Here is a 16270-nt window from a genome sequence, read left to right on the forward strand (position 1 = left end):
GGGCACCTGGCTAATGGCTTACCCTGGCTAGATGGGGTAACGCGGCGGGCATTTCAACTGCGCTGGGCCGTAGCACTCTGCCAGGTGGCGCTGTGCAACCCGGGTTGCGACGGCTAGAATGCGCAAAATTCGATCAAGTCACCCCATGCTCGAAGCCCGCCTCCTGCGCCTGGACGATCAGGCCCACCACCACGCCCACGACCATCACCAACTGGTGATGTCCGTCGCCGGCCGCGCCGCGTTCGAGGTGGATGGACGTGGCGGTGAGGTTTGCCGGATGCGCGCTTGTCTGGTGCCGGGGGATGCCAGGCACGAGTTCGCCGGCGTTGGGGACAACCGCATGCTGATTCTCGATCTGGATGAGCAAGGCACCCCGGCCGAGGACCTCGAACTACTGGGTCGCCTCTTCGAGACCCCGCGCTACCCCGAGCTGGATGCGGACTTCCACAACCTCTTGAGCTACGCCGGCGCCGAACTCGCCCGCTACGGCAGCGATCCTATGCTGGCCCGTTCCCTAGGCGGCATCCTGCTGCGCGCCCTGTACCTGCGCCTGTTTGGCGAGATGCAACGGCGTCCGGTCAGCAATCTCGATATCGAGCGGCTGGACGGCTACATCCAGGACAACCTGTCGCGGCGGATCAGTGTGGCGGAGCTGGCCCAGGTCGCTTGCCTGAGTCCCAGCCACTTCCATGCGCAGTTCAAGGACAGCCTGGGCCTGACCCCACATCAATACCTGCTGAAAACCCGCCTGGATCGCGCGGCCCGCCTGCTGCGCGAAAGTGAGCAGCCGCTGGTGCGCATCGCCGAAGAATGCGGGTTCTCCAGTCAGAGCGCGCTGACCACGGCCATGCGCCGCTATCTTGGCCTGACGCCCAAGCGCCTGCGTGGCGCAGACATGACCTCCATGCCCCACGATTAGCCGTACTGCGCACAGTCGTTGTGAATCACTCTTATTTGTTACGTTATAACACTATATAGTTGTACCTCGCAGTGATCATCCCTGCGCGTGTCTGCCAACAGCACCGTGCAATGCGGTGCGTCATACGGATATCAGAGGTACAACATGAAAGCGTTTCACCATCGTCTCGCCTTGGCCATTGCCCTGGCGCCGAGTGCGGCTGCCCTGGCTGACGAGGCCAGGACACCGTTGGAGCTGGAGAGCAACGTCATCAGCGCCAGCGCCCTGTCCAGCTCACCCAACGACATGGTCAGCCCGGCGGCCGTGCTACAGGGCGACCAACTGATGCTGCGTCGCGAGGCGACCCTGGGGGAAACCCTCGACGGCCTGCCAGGCGTGCATTCCAGCAGCTTCGGCGCGGGGGCCAGTCGCCCGGTCATCCGGGGCCTGGATGGCGCTCGGGTGCGGGTCCTCAGCGATGGGGTCGATGCCCTGGATGCCTCCACGATCAGCCCTGATCACGCGGTCAGCCTGGAGCCGATGCTGGTTGAACGTATCGAGGTGCTCAAAGGACCGGCGACCTTGCTCTATGGCGGTGGAGCCATCGGTGGTGTGGTCAATGTGATCGACAAGAAAGTGCCTACCTACATTCCCGAGAAGGGTTACGAGGGGGAAGTCGAGCTGCGCGCCAACAGCGTGGCCAACGAAGGTGCCGGGGCCTTCGGCCTGACTGCCGGAGCAGGGCAGTTCGCGATGCGTGTAGAGGGGGTCAAGCGCCAGGATGACGCGTACGAGATTCCCGGTGCCGGAGGCGAGCCTCGTTCCAGCAAACAGACGGGCTCCTACAACGACACCGATACTGCCACCCTCGGTGGCAGCTGGATCGGTGACCGTGGTTACCTCGGCCTGGCCTACACCCAGCAGAACAATCGCTACGGTCTGCTGGCCCACGAGCATGCTGACTGCCATGTGCACGATCCGCGCGACTGGCACTGCGCGAGCCATGACGATGAAGGCCATGACGACGATCATGACGAAGATCACGACCACGAGGATGCCGAAGGCGGCGTGCCTTACATCGACATGGAGCAGCGTCGCTGGGACCTGCGTGGTGAGTACCGTGAACCGCTGCCGGGTTTCGAGCTGGGCCGACTCCGGGTGGGTCACAGTGACTATGAGCACCGGGAAATAGAAGGAGGCGAGACCTCGACCACCTTCCGCAACGACGCTACCGATGCCCGTCTGGAGTTGACCCATGCGCCGCTGCTGGGCTGGCGTGGTGTGCTGGGTGGTCAGACACTGCGGCGCGATTTTCAAGCGCTGGGTGAAGAGGCCTACGTGCCGCCAACACTCACGCGCAACCATGGCCTTTTCCTGCTGGAGGAGTACCGGGTTGGCGATTGGCGCTACGAGCTCGGTTTGCGTCACGAGTGGCAGGACATCGACGCTGAAGGCCAGCGAGGCGCCAGTCATCGCGGTACCTCGGCTTCGGCCGGGGCGGTCTGGAGTTTCGCCCCGGAATATTCACTTGGCCTGACCCTGTCGCGCTCGCAGCGCCTGCCCACCGCCGAGGAGCTTTATGCCAACGGCCCTCACGCGGCGACTCGCACAGTAGAACTGGGCGATCCGGAGCTGGAGGAAGAAACCTCCCACAATGCCGAGCTGTCATTGCGCAAGCACACCGGCCGTATCCAGTTCAGTCTCAGTCTGTACCGCAACCAGGTGAACGACTTCATCTACGCCGCCGACACGGGACGTGACATCGGTGGTGGCATGCGCGAGATCCAGTACAGCCAGGACGATGCCGTGTTGACCGGCGCAGAAGGTGAGGTCAGCTACGGCTTCACTGCTGCCACCCAGGCGAGCCTGTTTGGTGATCATGTGCGTGGAAAACTGCGTGATGGCGGCGACCTGCCGCGTATTCCGGCGGATCGGTTGGGCGTGCGCCTCGATCAACGCCTCGCCCCGTCGCTGGCCGGCCAGCTGGAGTTCTACCGGGTGCAGCGTCAGGACGAGGTCGCGGCGTATGAGAGCGAAACGGGTGGTTACAACATGCTCGGCGCTTCGCTGACCTACGACGGGCGTTTGCAGAATACCGACTATCAGGTTTATCTGAAGGGGAGCAACCTGCTGGACTCCGTTGGGCGCAACCACAGTTCCTTTATCAAGGATGAGGTTGTCCTTCCTGGGCGCAACCTGACGCTGGGGCTGCGCCTCGTGTTTTGAGGCGATGTACCGGCTGCTCTACGGGGCAGCCGGTTGCACCTTTTGGCGGAAAGTTCCCTGAATCAGAGGATTCTGAAAATGAATCAGAGAATCTGACAAGAAAGGCGTAAGGCCATGTCTCTAAATTCCGCACTCGCCTTGCGACCGCCGGCAGTCTGGCGTGCCCTTGCGAGCCGGAATGGTTGTACTAGACCAAAGTAGTAGCGATCCCGGTGAGTAAAGGGGCGTGATGTCGATAGCCAGTCACGTCGGTTCGGTGTTGGTCCGCCAAGCCCACCCGCTTGACGTTCTCTTCATCGCGGTCCATGGCAGCGCGGCCTCCGTAACCCATGAGGCGCCGAAAGGAATTCATTGATACGCCTGGTGGACTGGACCCCCGGTCCGGATTCACCAGTCGTACTGGCAGGGCCGGATGCTCTGTGACCATTGCCCGACCGGGATTGCATCGGCCCCATGGCTGACGTGGTCGGGAAGTAAACCGGTAGCCGCCAAAAGCGTCTGCCAAATAGCAACCACGGAGCGGATACCCGCCGCATCCGAATAAAAACAAACGAGCAGGGGAGACCCCCATGAGTGTGAGTAACCCGACACTGATCACTTTCGTGATCTACATCGCGGCCATGGTGCTGATCGGCTTCTATGCCTATCGCTCCACCAACAACCTTTCCGACTACATCCTCGGTGGCCGCAGCCTCGGTAGCTTCGTTACCGCACTGTCCGCCGGCGCCTCAGACATGAGCGGCTGGCTGCTTATGGGCCTGCCGGGTGCCGTCTACCTCTCCGGTCTCTCTGAAAGCTGGATCGCCATCGGCCTGATCGTTGGTGCCTACCTCAACTGGCTGTTCGTTGCCGGCCGTCTGCGCGTGCAGACCGAGCACAACGGCAACGCCCTGACCCTGCCGGACTACTTCACCAACCGCTTCGAAGACAACAGCCGCATCCTGCGCATCTTCTCCGCCGTGGTGATCCTGGTGTTCTTCACCATCTACTGCGCATCCGGCATCGTGGCTGGCGCCCGTCTGTTCGAGAGCACCTTCGGCATTTCCTACGAAACCGCCCTGTGGGCCGGTGCTGCCGCCACCATCTGCTACACCTTCGTCGGTGGTTTCCTGGCGGTAAGCTGGACCGATACCGTCCAGGCCAGCCTGATGATCTTCGCCCTGATCCTCACCCCGATCATCGTGATGATCGCCACCGGTGGCGTCGATCCGACCTTCATGGCCATCGAAATGAAGGACGCGACCAACTTCGACATGCTCAAGGGCGCTACCTTCATCGGCGTGATCTCCCTGCTCGCCTGGGGCCTGGGCTACTTCGGCCAGCCGCACATCCTGGCGCGCTTCATGGCTGCCGACTCGGTCAAATCCATCCCCAATGCCCGTCGCATCTCCATGGCCTGGATGATCTTCTGCCTGGCTGGTGCCGTGGCCGTCGGCTTCTTCGGCATCGCCTACTTCTCCGCCCATCCGGAGCAGGCTGGTGCCGTGGGTGAGAACCACGAGCGCGTGTTCATCGAACTGGCCAAGATTCTGTTCAACCCCTGGGTTGCCGGTGTACTGCTGTCGGCAATCCTGGCCGCTGTGATGTCCACCCTGAGCTGCCAGCTGCTGGTGTGCTCCAGTGCCCTGACTGAAGACTTCTACAAGGCCTTCTTCCGCAAGAATGCCAGCCAGCTGGAGCTGGTGTGGGTCGGTCGTGCCATGGTGCTGCTGGTGGCCGTGATCGCTATCGCCATCGCCTCCAACCCGGAAAGCAAGGTGCTGGGCCTGGTGTCCTACGCCTGGGCTGGCTTCGGTGCCGCCTTCGGTCCGGTGGTGATTCTCTCCCTGGTGTGGAAAGGCATGACCCGTAACGGTGCGCTGGCCGGCATGGTCCTTGGCGCGGTCACCGTGGTCCTGTGGAAGAACTTCTTCGGCTGGACCGGTCTGTACGAAATCGTTCCGGGCTTCATCCTCTGCACCCTCGGCATCCTGATCTTCAGCCGCATCGGCAACGGCCCGTCCGCCGCCATGCTCAAGCGCTTCGACGAAGCCGAGAAGGAATACCAGGACGCCCACGTCTGACTCTGTATGGCGCGCGGCCGGTCGTCCGCGTGCCATCAGCCGGGCTTGATGTCCGGGCTCTCACCAACGACCCGATAGTGCTTCGCCGGCCCATATTCTCGGATATCGGGCCGGTTTTTTTTCGCCCCGGAAAAGGTTGTGGCGTGCTTGGGCGGAGCCTGTTCGCCAGGCCGCAGCCGTACGTCATTTTTGCAGCTTCGACCATAGTCCGGGTTTGGTAAGACCATGGTCGAATGGCCCTACAGAAGGGTGGGGGATACAAAAGACGCCATACAAAAACAACTACCCACCGAGGTAAGACCCATGAGTGCTGCTTCTCTGTATCCGGTCCGCCCTGAAGTGGCCGCCCAGTCCCTGACGGACGAGGCGACCTACAAAGCCATGTACCAGCAGTCCGTGATCAATCCCGATGGCTTCTGGCGTGAACAGGCCAAGCGCATCGACTGGATCAAGCCTTTCACCAAGGTGAAGCAGACCTCCTTCGACGACCACCACGTCGATATCAAGTGGTTCGCTGACGGCACCCTCAACGTTTCCGCCAACTGCCTGGATCGCCACCTTGCCGAGCGTGGCGACCAGGTCGCGATCATCTGGGAAGGCGACGACCCTTCCGAGCACGAGCACATCACCTACCGCGATCTGCATGAGCGCGTCTGCAAGTTCGCCAACGCCCTGCGCGGCCAGGATGTTCACCGCGGCGACGTGGTGACTATCTATATGCCGATGATCCCGGAAGCCGTGGTGGCCATGCTGGCCTGTACCCGTATCGGTGCCATCCACTCCGTGGTGTTCGGCGGCTTCTCCCCCGAAGCCCTGGCCGGTCGCATCATCGACTGCCGCTCCAAGGTGGTGATCACCGCCGACGAAGGCTTGCGCGGCGGCAAGAAGACCCCGCTGAAAGCCAATGTCGACGACGCGCTGACCAACCCGGAAACCAGCAGCGTGCAGAAGATCATCGTGGTCAAGCGCACGGGCGGCGATATCAAGTGGAACCAGCATCGCGATGTCTGGTACGAGGATCTGATGAAGGTGGCGGGTAGCACCTGCGCGCCAAAGGAAATGGGCGCCGAGGATCCGCTGTTCATCCTCTACACCTCCGGTTCCACCGGCAAACCCAAGGGCGTATTGCACACCACTGGGGGTTACCTCACCTACGCGTCGCTGACCCATGAGCGCGTATTCGATTACCGCCCGGGCGAGGTGTTCTGGTGCACCGCCGACATCGGCTGGGTCACCGGCCACACCTATCTGGTCTACGGTCCGCTGTCCAACGGCGCGACGACTGTCATGTTCGAAGGCGTGCCGAACTACCCGGACATGACCCGCGTCGCCAAAATCATCGACAAGCACAAGGTCAACGTTCTCTACACCGCCCCCACCGCCATTCGCGCCATGATGGCCGAGGGCAAGGCTGCGGTCGAAGGCGCTGACGGCTCCAGCCTGCGCCTGTTGGGTTCGGTGGGTGAGCCGATCAACCCGGAAGCCTGGCACTGGTATTACGAGAATGTCGGCCAGGGCCGTTGCCCGATCGTCGATACCTGGTGGCAGACCGAAACCGGCGCCTGCCTGATGACTCCGCTGCCGGGCGCCCACGCCATGAAGCCGGGCTCCGCTGCGCGTCCGTTCTTTGGCGTGCAGCCGGCACTGGTGGATAACCTCGGCAACATCCTGGAAGGCGCGACCGAGGGCAACCTGGTGATCATCGATTCCTGGCCGGGCCAGGCGCGCACCCTGTACGGCGATCACGACCGCTTCGTCGACACCTACTTCAAGACGTTCAAGGGCATGTACTTCACCGGCGACGGCGCTCGTCGCGACGAAGACGGCTACTGGTGGATCACCGGTCGAGTGGATGATGTGCTCAACGTCTCTGGCCACCGCATGGGTACTGCAGAAATCGAGAGCGCCATGGTCGCCCACCCGAAAGTGGCCGAGGCCGCGGTGGTGGGTATGCCCCACGACATCAAAGGGCAGGGCATCTACGTCTACGTCACTCTGAACGCTGGAGAGGAGTCTTCCGAGCAGCTGCGTCAGGAACTGAGGAACTGGGTGCGCAAGGAGATCGGTCCGATCGCTACCCCAGATGTAATCCAGTGGGCTCCGGGCCTTCCGAAGACCCGCTCGGGCAAGATCATGCGCCGCATCCTGCGCAAGATCGCCGTCGCCGAATATGACTCCCTCGGTGACATCTCCACCCTGGCTGATCCCGGCGTGGTGCAGCACCTCATCGATACTCACCGCACCATGCAAGCCGCCTGATCGGGGCTTGTCGCAAACCCCGCCCTGGCCACAAGCCGGGGCGGGGTTTTGCATTTCAGGAGCTGTGCGCTCGCACGTTGCCGTTGCGTTCAGTCGCGCCGGGCAAGTAGCGCGACTGCAGTCGGCCCCGCGGGTCGGGCATCAATGCCTCGCTGCAAATACCGATTTCTTATCGAGTTTTCGGCCGGAGAGGGGTGGTCGAGTAACAGTCCCCGTTACAGGTCGCACCATTCTGGTTCCATTGGGAACGCGTTGTCCTTAATTGGGGCGTTATTCGGGCCTCGAGAAACAAGGTGAAACTCGCAAGGTCGCGGAATAAAAGGGGCTTAAGTTTTGTGGTCCGATAATTGCCTTGCTATTGGGTTCTGCATCTAATCCTTTCGGCATTTTTCTTAGTGCCTGTCAATGCTCTTCATCCCCCTCTTCGGTGCTTCTGTAATTTGTTGTCGCATTGAAGAAATATCGACTTAAGGGCTGTGGCTAGAATGCCGCACACCCAGTCGGAGCCTTTTGCCTACAGCTTTCAGACAGCAAAGACGACGACTCTTCCTACAATTCGTGGACCGTCTGGGCGAATTCTCACGCTGCCAACAGAAGCCATATCCCTTTGAAGGAGTCATAACATGAAGAAGATTGCACTTCTCGGCGCCATGGCGCTATCCCTGTTGTCGCCGTTGGCCGCCATTGCTGAGGACGCCAAGCCCCTGCGCATCGGTATTGAAGCCGCTTACCCGCCCTTCGCCTTCAAGACGCCGGAAGGCACCATCACCGGTTTCGACTACGACATCGGCAACGCCCTGTGCGCGGAAATGAAGGTCGAGTGCAAGTGGATCGAGCAGGAGTTCGATGGCCTGATCCCGGCCCTGAAAGTACGCAAGTTCGACGCCGTATTGTCTTCCATGACCATCACCGAAGAGCGCCTGAAGTCGGTGGACTTCACCAAGAAGTACTACCACACCCCCGCTCGCCTGGCGATGAAGGAAGGCACCGTCATCAATGACCCGCTGACCGACCTCAAGGGCAAGAAAGTCGGCGTGCAGCGCGCCTCCATCTATGACCGCTACGCTACCGACGTCTTCGCGCCGGCCGGTGTTGAAGTGGTTCGCTACAGCTCGCAGAACGAGATCTTCCTGGACATGTCCGCTGGTCGCCTCGACGCCACCCTGGCGGACGTGGTGAATATCGACGACGGCTTCCTCAAGACCGACGCCGGCAAGGGCTTCGCCCTGGTAGGTCCGGCTTTCACCGAGAAGAAGTACTTCGGCGAAGGCGCCGGCATTGCCGTGCGCAAGGGCGACAAGGCCCTGGCCGAGAAGATCAACACCGCCATCGCCGCCATCCGCGCCAATGGCAAGTACAAGGAAGTACAGGACAAGTACTTCAAGTTCGACGTCTACGGCGAGTAATCGCTTTTCCCTGAAAGTGGCACAAACTTCACATAGCGGTTTGTGCCACTTTTTCGTTGTGGCGGTGCCGTCCGGAGCATTCCGGCGCGCTGCATGAGGATCTGAATCATGCTCAACGGCTACGGCTCGACCATTCTCGATGGTGCCTGGCTCACCCTGTTGCTGGCCCTGTCTTCCATAACCATGGCAGTGGTGCTCGGCCTGATCGGTGCGGCTTTTCGACTGTCCCCGATCAAGTGGTTGTCCTTGCTGGGTGAGACCTACGCCACCGTGATCCGCGGCATTCCTGACCTGGTGCTGATCCTGCTGATCTTCTACGGCGGTCAGCAGATCGTGAACGTCGTCGCGCCGATGGTCGGCTACGACGACTACATCGACCTGGACCCCTTCTGGTCCGGCGTCTTTACCCTTGGCTTCATCTTCGGCGCCTACCTGTCCGAGACCTTTCGCGGTGCCTTCATGGCGATTCCGAAAGGGCAGGGCGAGGCGGGGATGGCCTATGGCATGAGCGGCCCCAAGGTGTTCTTCCGCATACTCGTGCCGCAGATGATTCGCCTGGCGATTCCCGGCTTCACCAACAACTGGCTGGTGTTGACCAAGGCCACCGCGCTGATTTCGGTGGTCGGCCTGCAGGACATGATGTTCAAGGCCAAAAGTGCAGCGGACGCTACCCGTGAACCTTTCACCTTCTACCTCGCGGTTGCCGCGTTGTACCTGGTGCTGACCAGCGTTTCCCTGCTGGCGCTGCGCTACATGGAGCGACGCTACTCGGTAGGCATCAAGGCGGCTGAACTATGATCTTCGACTACAACGTGATCCTGGAGAGCCTGCCGCTCTACTTCGGTGGCGTGCTGGTGACCTTGAAGCTGCTGGCCATCTCCCTGGCGCTCGGGCTGACTGCAGCTGTTCCGCTGGCGCTGATGCGTGTATCCAAGCAGCCTTGGGTGAACTTCCCGGCCTGGCTCTACACCTATGTGATCCGCGGCACTCCGATGCTGGTGCAGCTGTTCCTGATCTACTACGGCTTGGCGCAGTTCGAGGCCGTGCGCGAGAGCGTCCTCTGGCCCTACTTGTCCAATGCGACCTTCTGCGCCTGCCTGGCCTTTGCCATCAATACCAGCGCCTACACTGCGGAAATTCTTGCTGGCAGCATCAAGGCCACGCCCCACGGCGAAATCGAGGCGGCCAAGGCCATGGGCATGTCCCGCGGCAAGCTCTACCGCCGCATCCTGCTGCCGTCGGCCCTGCGTCGTGCGCTGCCGCAGTACAGCAACGAAGTCATCATGATGCTGCACACCACCAGCCTGGCGTCCATCGTCACCCTGATCGATATCACCGGCGCCGCGCGCACCGTGAACTCGCAGTACTACCTGCCGTTCGAGGCGTTCATTACCGCAGGCGCGTTCTACCTGTGCCTGACTTTCGTCCTGGTGCGCCTGTTCAAGGCCGCCGAGCGTCGCTACCTGGCCTATCTGGCCCCGCGCAAGGCCTGACGTCATGCAACGTATTGACCACGAGCTGCCCTGGGGATGCCTGGGAACCCGCCGCCAACTGACGGTCTTCCGATTCGGCAATGGCGCGCGCAAGGCCTACATCCAGGCCTCGCTGCATGCTGATGAGTTGCCGGGCATGCGCGTTGCGGTCGAGCTCAAGCGTCGCCTGCGTGAGCTGGAAGGGCAGGGCCGCCTGAGCGGTGTGATCGAACTGGTGCCAGTGGCCAACCCCCTGGGGCTTGGCCAGGTGCTCCAGGCGGTCCAGCAGGGTCGCTTCGAGCTGGGCAGCGGCAAGAACTTCAACCGTGACTTCGCTGACCTGGCCGGCCTGGTGGCCGAGCGCCTGGAAGGTCGTCTGGGTGTCGACGCCACGGCCAACGTGGCGCTGATTCGCCAGGCCATGGGCGAGGCACTGGCCGCACTGCCCCCGGCCGGTTCCGAGCTGGCGGGCATGCAGCGTTTGCTGTTGCGGCATGCCTGCGATGCCGACCTGGTGCTGGACCTGCATTGCGACTTCGAGGCGGCGGTGCATCTGTACTGCCTGCCTCAGCACTGGTCAGGGTTGCGTCCGCTGGCGGCGCGCCTGGAGGCCGGTGCGGTGTTGACGGCCGAAGATTCCGGTGGCAGCTCTTTCGATGAATCCTGTTCGCTGCCCTGGCTGCGCCTGGCCCAGCGCTTCCCCGAAGCGTCGATTCCTCCGGCCTGCATGGCGACGACCGTTGAGCTTGGCAGCATGGCCGATACCGACAAGCCGCTGGCCGAAGCGCGCGCCGAAGCCATCCTGGCCTTCCTCGCCGACCAGGGTCTGATCACTGGTGACTGGCCGGTGGCGCCCGAGGCCTGCTGCGAGGCCACGCCTTTCGAGGGCGCCGAGTACCTCTACCCGCCGCATTCCGGCGTGGTGAGCTTCCTGCAGCCCGCTGGCGCGAAGGTCAAGGCGGGTGAGCCGCTGTTCGAGGTGATCGATCCACTTGAAGACCGCCACGCTGTGGTTTGCGCCTCGGTCGACGGCGTGCTGTTCGCGCGTGAGCGGATGCGTTTCGCGCAACCTGGACTGTGGCTGGCCAAGGTGGCCGGCCGTGAACCCATTCGTCAGGGACGCCTGCTGAGCGACTGAGCCAAACGAGACCGAAACCATGTACAAACTGGAAGTCCAAGATCTGCACAAGCGCTATGGCAGCCACGAAGTCCTCAAGGGCGTGTCCCTGGCGGCGAAGGCTGGCGACGTCATCAGCATCATCGGCTCGAGCGGCTCGGGCAAGAGTACCTTCCTGCGCTGCATCAACATGCTGGAGCAGCCCCACGGCGGCAAGATTCTCCTCAATGGCGAAGAGCTGAAGCTCGTGGCCAACAAGGACGGTGGCCTGAAAGCGGCCGATGCCAAACAGCTGCAGCGCATGCGTTCGCGCCTTGCCATGGTGTTCCAGCATTTCAACCTCTGGTCGCACATGAGCGCCCTGGAGAACGTGATCGAAGCCCCGGTGCATGTGCTTGGTGTGCCGAAGAAAGAAGCCATCGAGAAGGCAGAACATTACCTGGCGAAAGTGGGTGTGGCCCATCGCAAGGACGCCTACCCGGCGCACATGTCCGGTGGTGAGCAGCAGCGCGTGGCCATCGCCCGCGCCCTGGCCATGGAGCCGGAAGTCATGCTGTTCGACGAACCCACCTCGGCACTGGATCCGGAGCTGGTGGGTGAAGTGCTCAAGGTCATGAAAGACCTGGCGGTGGAAGGCCGCACCATGGTGGTGGTGACCCACGAGATGGGCTTCGCCCGCGAGGTTTCCAACCAACTGGTGTTCCTGCACAAGGGACTGGTGGAAGAGCGTGGTTGCCCGAAGGAAGTGCTGGCCAATCCGCAATCCGATCGCCTCAAACAGTTCCTTTCCGGCAGCCTCAAGTGAGCTCCGTCGCGGCGGCCCCAGGGCCGCCGCGACGCATTCGAAACCTGTCCTTGTCTTGTCCCTTTCCTTTTACCGGGGTCTGCTAAGCTGCCTGCCATGACTGCCCATCGAATCGCTTTTCTCCTCTGGCCCGGTACCAAGGCGCTGACTCTGGCGCTGGCTGAGGAAGCTCTGCGCGTTGCCCAGCGACTGCATCCGGAAGTGGTTTACGAGATGTCCTTCTTGCAGGCCGAACCGGCTGCCGAAGCGGCGTGGCGCCTGCCCGGCGAAGCCTGGACCGGCAAGCTGGAGGGTCTGCAGCGCCTGTTCCTGTTGGCCGACGAACCGCCGGCGCAGATGTCGCCAGCGCTGTCGGCGGCCATCAAGCATGCGGTACGTGCCGGCTGCGTGATTGGCGGCCTGTCCGCGGGTGTCTATCCATTGGCGCAACTGGGCCTGCTGGATGGCTATCGCGCAGCAGTGCACTGGCGCTGGCAGGATGATTTCGCCGAGCGCTTCCCCAAGGTGATCGCCACCAGCCATCTGTTCGACTGGGATCGTGATCGTCTTACTGCCTGCGGTGGTCTGGCGGTACTCGACCTGCTGCTGGCAGTGCTGGCCCGTGACCATGGTGCCGAATTGGCTGGGGCAGTATCCGAAGAGCTGGTAGTCGAGCGCATCCGCGAAGGCGGCGAACGGCAGCGCATTCCTCTGCAGAATCGTCTGGGTTCCAGCCACCCGAAGCTGACCCAGGCCGTGCTGCTGATGGAGGCCAATATCGAAGAGCCGCTGACCACCGACGAGATTGCCCAGCATGTCTGCGTGTCCCGTCGTCAGTTGGAGCGGATCTTCAAGCAGTACCTCAATCGTGTACCCAGCCAGTACTACCTGGAGCTGCGCCTGAACAAGGCACGCCAGATGCTGATGCAAACCAGCAAGTCGATCATCCAGATCGGTCTGTCCTGCGGCTTCTCCTCCGGTCCGCATTTCTCCAGCGCTTACCGCAACTTCTTCGGCGTCACCCCTCGCGAAGACCGCAACCAGCGTCGTGGTTCCAGCCCCTTCGACACCCAGCAGCCGGTCGCAGTGGCCGAGCGCGGCTGATCCCTCACCGCACTTCTCTTGTAGGGGCGAATGCATTCGCCAGGCGGGCCGCAGGCCAGCCTTTCGGGATTCCATGGGGCAGCTGCGCTGCCCTTGGCGAATAGGTTGGCTATGTCTGCGTTAGCTGTTGCGAGAGATTTACCATTGGGCCAGGAGCCTTGTAGGAGCTGGCTTGCCAGCGAAGCGGGGCCATTCGCTGGCAAGCCAGCTCCTACGGGCAATGCATCTGCTTGCAACACGTACTGCAGACGGATCCAACAAATTCACCCCCACAGATATTCCAATCCCTTCGAGCATCAATACCCATCAGTCACCCTGTGGAGAAAATTTCCCTGCGGGTGCGTAGCAGCGGCGATCAGCGTTTAAACTGCGCCTTCCCGACGCTTTCTGTCGCATTTCCATAAGCGCCGGTTTTCGCGGGGTTGGTGCTGTAAGAAGTTGTCGCATGGCGGCAATGCCAACCCCGAATCAGTCCCTACAATCCTTTCATCACTAGCCGTTCATGGCAGGAGAAACTGATGTCCGTTGAGCATGCGCAGGTCGAGCGCGCCGATTTCGACAAGGTGATGGTTCCCAACTACGCCCCCGCCGCATTCATTCCGGTGCGTGGTCAGGGTTCCCGAGTCTGGGACCAGTCCGGTCGCGAGCTGATCGATTTTGCCGGCGGTATCGCAGTGAACTCCCTGGGCCATGCGCACCCGGCGCTGGTCAAGGCGCTGACCGAGCAGGCCAACAAGATCTGGCACGTCTCCAACGTCTTCACCAACGAGCCTGCCCTGCGCCTCGCCAAGAAGCTGGTAGACGCCACCTTCGCCGAGCGTGTGTTCCTCGCCAACTCCGGTGCCGAGGCCAACGAAGCCGCTTTCAAGCTGGCCCGTCGTTATGCCCATGACGTCTATGGCCCGCAGAAGCACGAGATCATCTCCGCCACCAACAGCTTCCACGGTCGCACCCTATTCACCGTGACCGTTGGTGGCCAGCCGAAGTATTCCGACGGCTTCGGTCCGAAGATGGAAGGCATCAGCCATGTGCCCTACAACGACCTGGAAGCCTTGAAGGCGGCCATTTCCGACAAGACCTGTGCTGTGGTTCTGGAACCCGTGCAGGGTGAGGGTGGCGTTCTGCCGGCCGACCAGGCTTACCTGGAAGGTGCCCGCAAGCTGTGTGACGAGCACAACGCGCTGCTGATCTTCGATGAAGTGCAGAGCGGCATGGGTCGTACCGGCCACCTGTTCGCCTACGAGCACTATGGTGTGACGCCGGACATCCTCTCCAGCGCCAAGAGCCTGGGCGGCGGTTTCCCCATCGGCGCCATGCTGACCACCAGCGAAATCGCCAAGCACCTGTCCGTCGGTACTCATGGCACCACCTATGGCGGTAACCCGCTGGCCAGCGCTGTCGCCGAAGCCGTGCTGGACGTGATCAACACCCCGGAAGTGCTCCGCGGCATCAACGCCAAGCACGGCCGTTTCAAGACCCGTCTCGAAGCCATCGGTGCCAAGTACGGCATCTTCACCGAAGTTCGCGGCCTGGGCCTGCTGATTGGCGCCGTCCTCTCCGACGCCTGGAAGGGCAAGGCCAAGGACGTGCTGAATGCCGCCGAACAGGAAGCCGTGATGGTCCTGCAGGCCAGCCCGGACGTGGTGCGCTTCGCGCCCAGCCTGGTTATTCCGGATGCGGACATCGATGAAGGGCTGGATCGCTTCGAGCGCGCTGTCGCCAAGCTGACCCAGGCGTAAGCCTCTGCTGGACGCGGCGCAGGGAAGCGCTGCGCTGCGATCCCAGGGATGGAACAGATTCATGCGTGAGCGCGGGCCATAGGGGCCCGGCTTTCCTCCGAATGGAACCACTGGTTCGTTCGGGGTTTTCAACAAGAAAAGGAGTGACCCCCATGTTGGTGATGCGCCCCGCGCAAATGGCCGATCTCGCTGAAGTCCAGCGCCTGGCCGCGGACAGCCCCGTGGGTGTCACTTCGCTGCCGGATGACGCCCAGGTGCTGGGCGAGAAGATTGCCGCGTCCGAGGCTTCCTTCTCTGCCGAGGTGAGCTTCAACGGCGAGGAGAGCTATTTCTTCGTCCTTGAGGACAGCAAGACTGGCCGTCTGGCAGGTTGCTCGGCGATCGTCGCCTCGGCCGGATTTTCCGAACCCTTCTACAGCTTCCGTAACGAGACTTTCGTGCATGCCTCTCGTTCGCTGTCGATCCACAACAAGATCCATGTCCTGTCGCTCTGCCATGACCTCACCGGCAACAGCCTGCTGACCAGTTTCTACGTCGAGCGCGACCTGGTGAACACTTCCGTTGCCGAACTCAACTCCCGCGGTCGTCTGCTGTTCATGGCAAGCAACCCGGAGCGCTTCGCCGACGCGGTGGTGGTGGAGATCGTCGGCTACAGCGACGAGCACGGCGAGTCGCCGTTCTGGGATGCGGTGGGGCGTAATTTCTTCGACCTCAACTACACCGAGGCCGAGCGCCTGTCCGGCCTGAAGAGTCGTACCTTCCTCGCCGAGCTGATGCCGCACTACCCGATCTATGTGCCGCTGCTGCCGGATGAAGCCCAGGAATCCATGGGGCAGGTGCATCCGCGTGCGCAGATCACCTTCGACATTCTGATGCGCGAAGGCTTCGAGACCGACAACTACATCGACATCTTCGACGGTGGTCCGACCCTTCACGCCCGCACTTCGAGCATCCGCTCCATCGCCCAGAGCCGCATGGTGCCGGTGAAGCTGGGTGACCAGGGCAAGGGTGGCCGCCAGTACCTGGTGTGCAACGGCCAGCTGCAGGATTTCCGTGCGATCGTCGCCGAACTCGACTGGGTGCCCGGCAAACCTGTGGTGCTTGGCGAAGAAGCCGCCGAAGCCTTGGGGGTTGGCGAAGGCGCCAGCGTTCGACTGATTGCCGTTTGAGTCTTAGACCCTCCTCCCGTCGGGAGGAGGTGG

The 16270-nt window shown here is 62.1% G+C and carries 12 protein-coding genes; all 12 read left to right on the forward strand.

The window, feature by feature from the left end; genetic code table 11:
• The first annotated feature begins 145 nt into the window (after positions 1-145).
• Positions 146-919 carry a helix-turn-helix transcriptional regulator gene (locus G559_RS0100535; RefSeq protein ID WP_028626365.1) on the forward strand — a complete coding sequence of 258 codons (774 nt, stop codon included), beginning with the start codon at positions 146-148 and terminating at the stop codon, positions 917-919.
• A gap of 144 nt (positions 920-1063) precedes the next feature.
• Positions 1064-3124, forward strand: a complete 2061-nt coding sequence (locus tag G559_RS0100540) for a TonB-dependent receptor (RefSeq protein ID WP_028626366.1) — start codon at positions 1064-1066, stop codon at positions 3122-3124.
• 569 nt (positions 3125-3693) lie between these two features.
• Positions 3694-5187: a sodium/proline symporter PutP gene (gene putP, locus G559_RS0100550; RefSeq protein ID WP_028626367.1), complete on the forward strand. Its 1494-nt coding sequence runs from the start codon at positions 3694-3696 to the stop codon at positions 5185-5187.
• A 303-nt stretch (positions 5188-5490) separates the two neighbouring features.
• Positions 5491-7446, forward strand: coding sequence for an acetate--CoA ligase (gene acs / locus G559_RS0100555; protein ID WP_028626368.1), 1956 nt, complete (start codon positions 5491-5493; stop codon positions 7444-7446).
• 623 nt (positions 7447-8069) lie between these two features.
• Complete coding sequence (locus G559_RS0100560) at positions 8070-8852, forward strand: ABC transporter substrate-binding protein (RefSeq protein ID WP_028626369.1); 783 nt, start codon at positions 8070-8072, stop codon at positions 8850-8852.
• A gap of 108 nt (positions 8853-8960) precedes the next feature.
• On the forward strand, positions 8961-9650 hold the full coding sequence (locus tag G559_RS0100565) for an ABC transporter permease (RefSeq protein WP_028626370.1): 690 nt from the start codon (positions 8961-8963) through the stop codon (positions 9648-9650).
• Entirely contained in the window at positions 9647-10345 is a 699-nt protein-coding gene (locus G559_RS0100570) for an ABC transporter permease (RefSeq protein WP_028626371.1), read from the forward strand. Before G559_RS0100565 ends, G559_RS0100570 begins: the two co-directional genes overlap by 4 nt.
• A 4-nt stretch (positions 10346-10349) precedes the next feature.
• The gene (locus G559_RS0100575; protein WP_028626372.1) at positions 10350-11462 is read left to right on the forward strand and encodes a succinylglutamate desuccinylase/aspartoacylase family protein; all 1113 of its coding nucleotides are present in this window, start codon (positions 10350-10352) and stop codon (positions 11460-11462) included.
• A 19-nt stretch (positions 11463-11481) separates the two neighbouring features.
• On the forward strand, positions 11482-12246 hold the full coding sequence (gene aotP, locus G559_RS0100580) for an arginine/ornithine transport ATP-binding protein AotP (RefSeq protein ID WP_028626373.1): 765 nt from the start codon (positions 11482-11484) through the stop codon (positions 12244-12246).
• Positions 12247-12342: 96 nt separating this feature from the next.
• Positions 12343-13329, forward strand: a complete 987-nt coding sequence (gene argR / locus G559_RS0100585) for a transcriptional regulator ArgR (protein ID WP_028626374.1) — start codon at positions 12343-12345, stop codon at positions 13327-13329.
• Between the two features lie 518 nt (positions 13330-13847).
• On the forward strand, positions 13848-15068 hold the full coding sequence (locus G559_RS0100590) for an aspartate aminotransferase family protein (RefSeq protein ID WP_028626375.1): 1221 nt from the start codon (positions 13848-13850) through the stop codon (positions 15066-15068).
• A 152-nt stretch (positions 15069-15220) separates the two neighbouring features.
• The gene (gene aruF / locus G559_RS0100595) at positions 15221-16237 is read left to right on the forward strand and encodes an arginine/ornithine succinyltransferase subunit alpha (protein WP_028626376.1); all 1017 of its coding nucleotides are present in this window, start codon (positions 15221-15223) and stop codon (positions 16235-16237) included.
• The last annotated feature ends 33 nt before the right edge of the window (positions 16238-16270 follow it).

This window comes from Metapseudomonas resinovorans DSM 21078 (genome assembly GCF_000423545.1).
In the GTDB taxonomy this organism is placed as follows: domain Bacteria; phylum Pseudomonadota; class Gammaproteobacteria; order Pseudomonadales; family Pseudomonadaceae; genus Metapseudomonas; species Metapseudomonas resinovorans.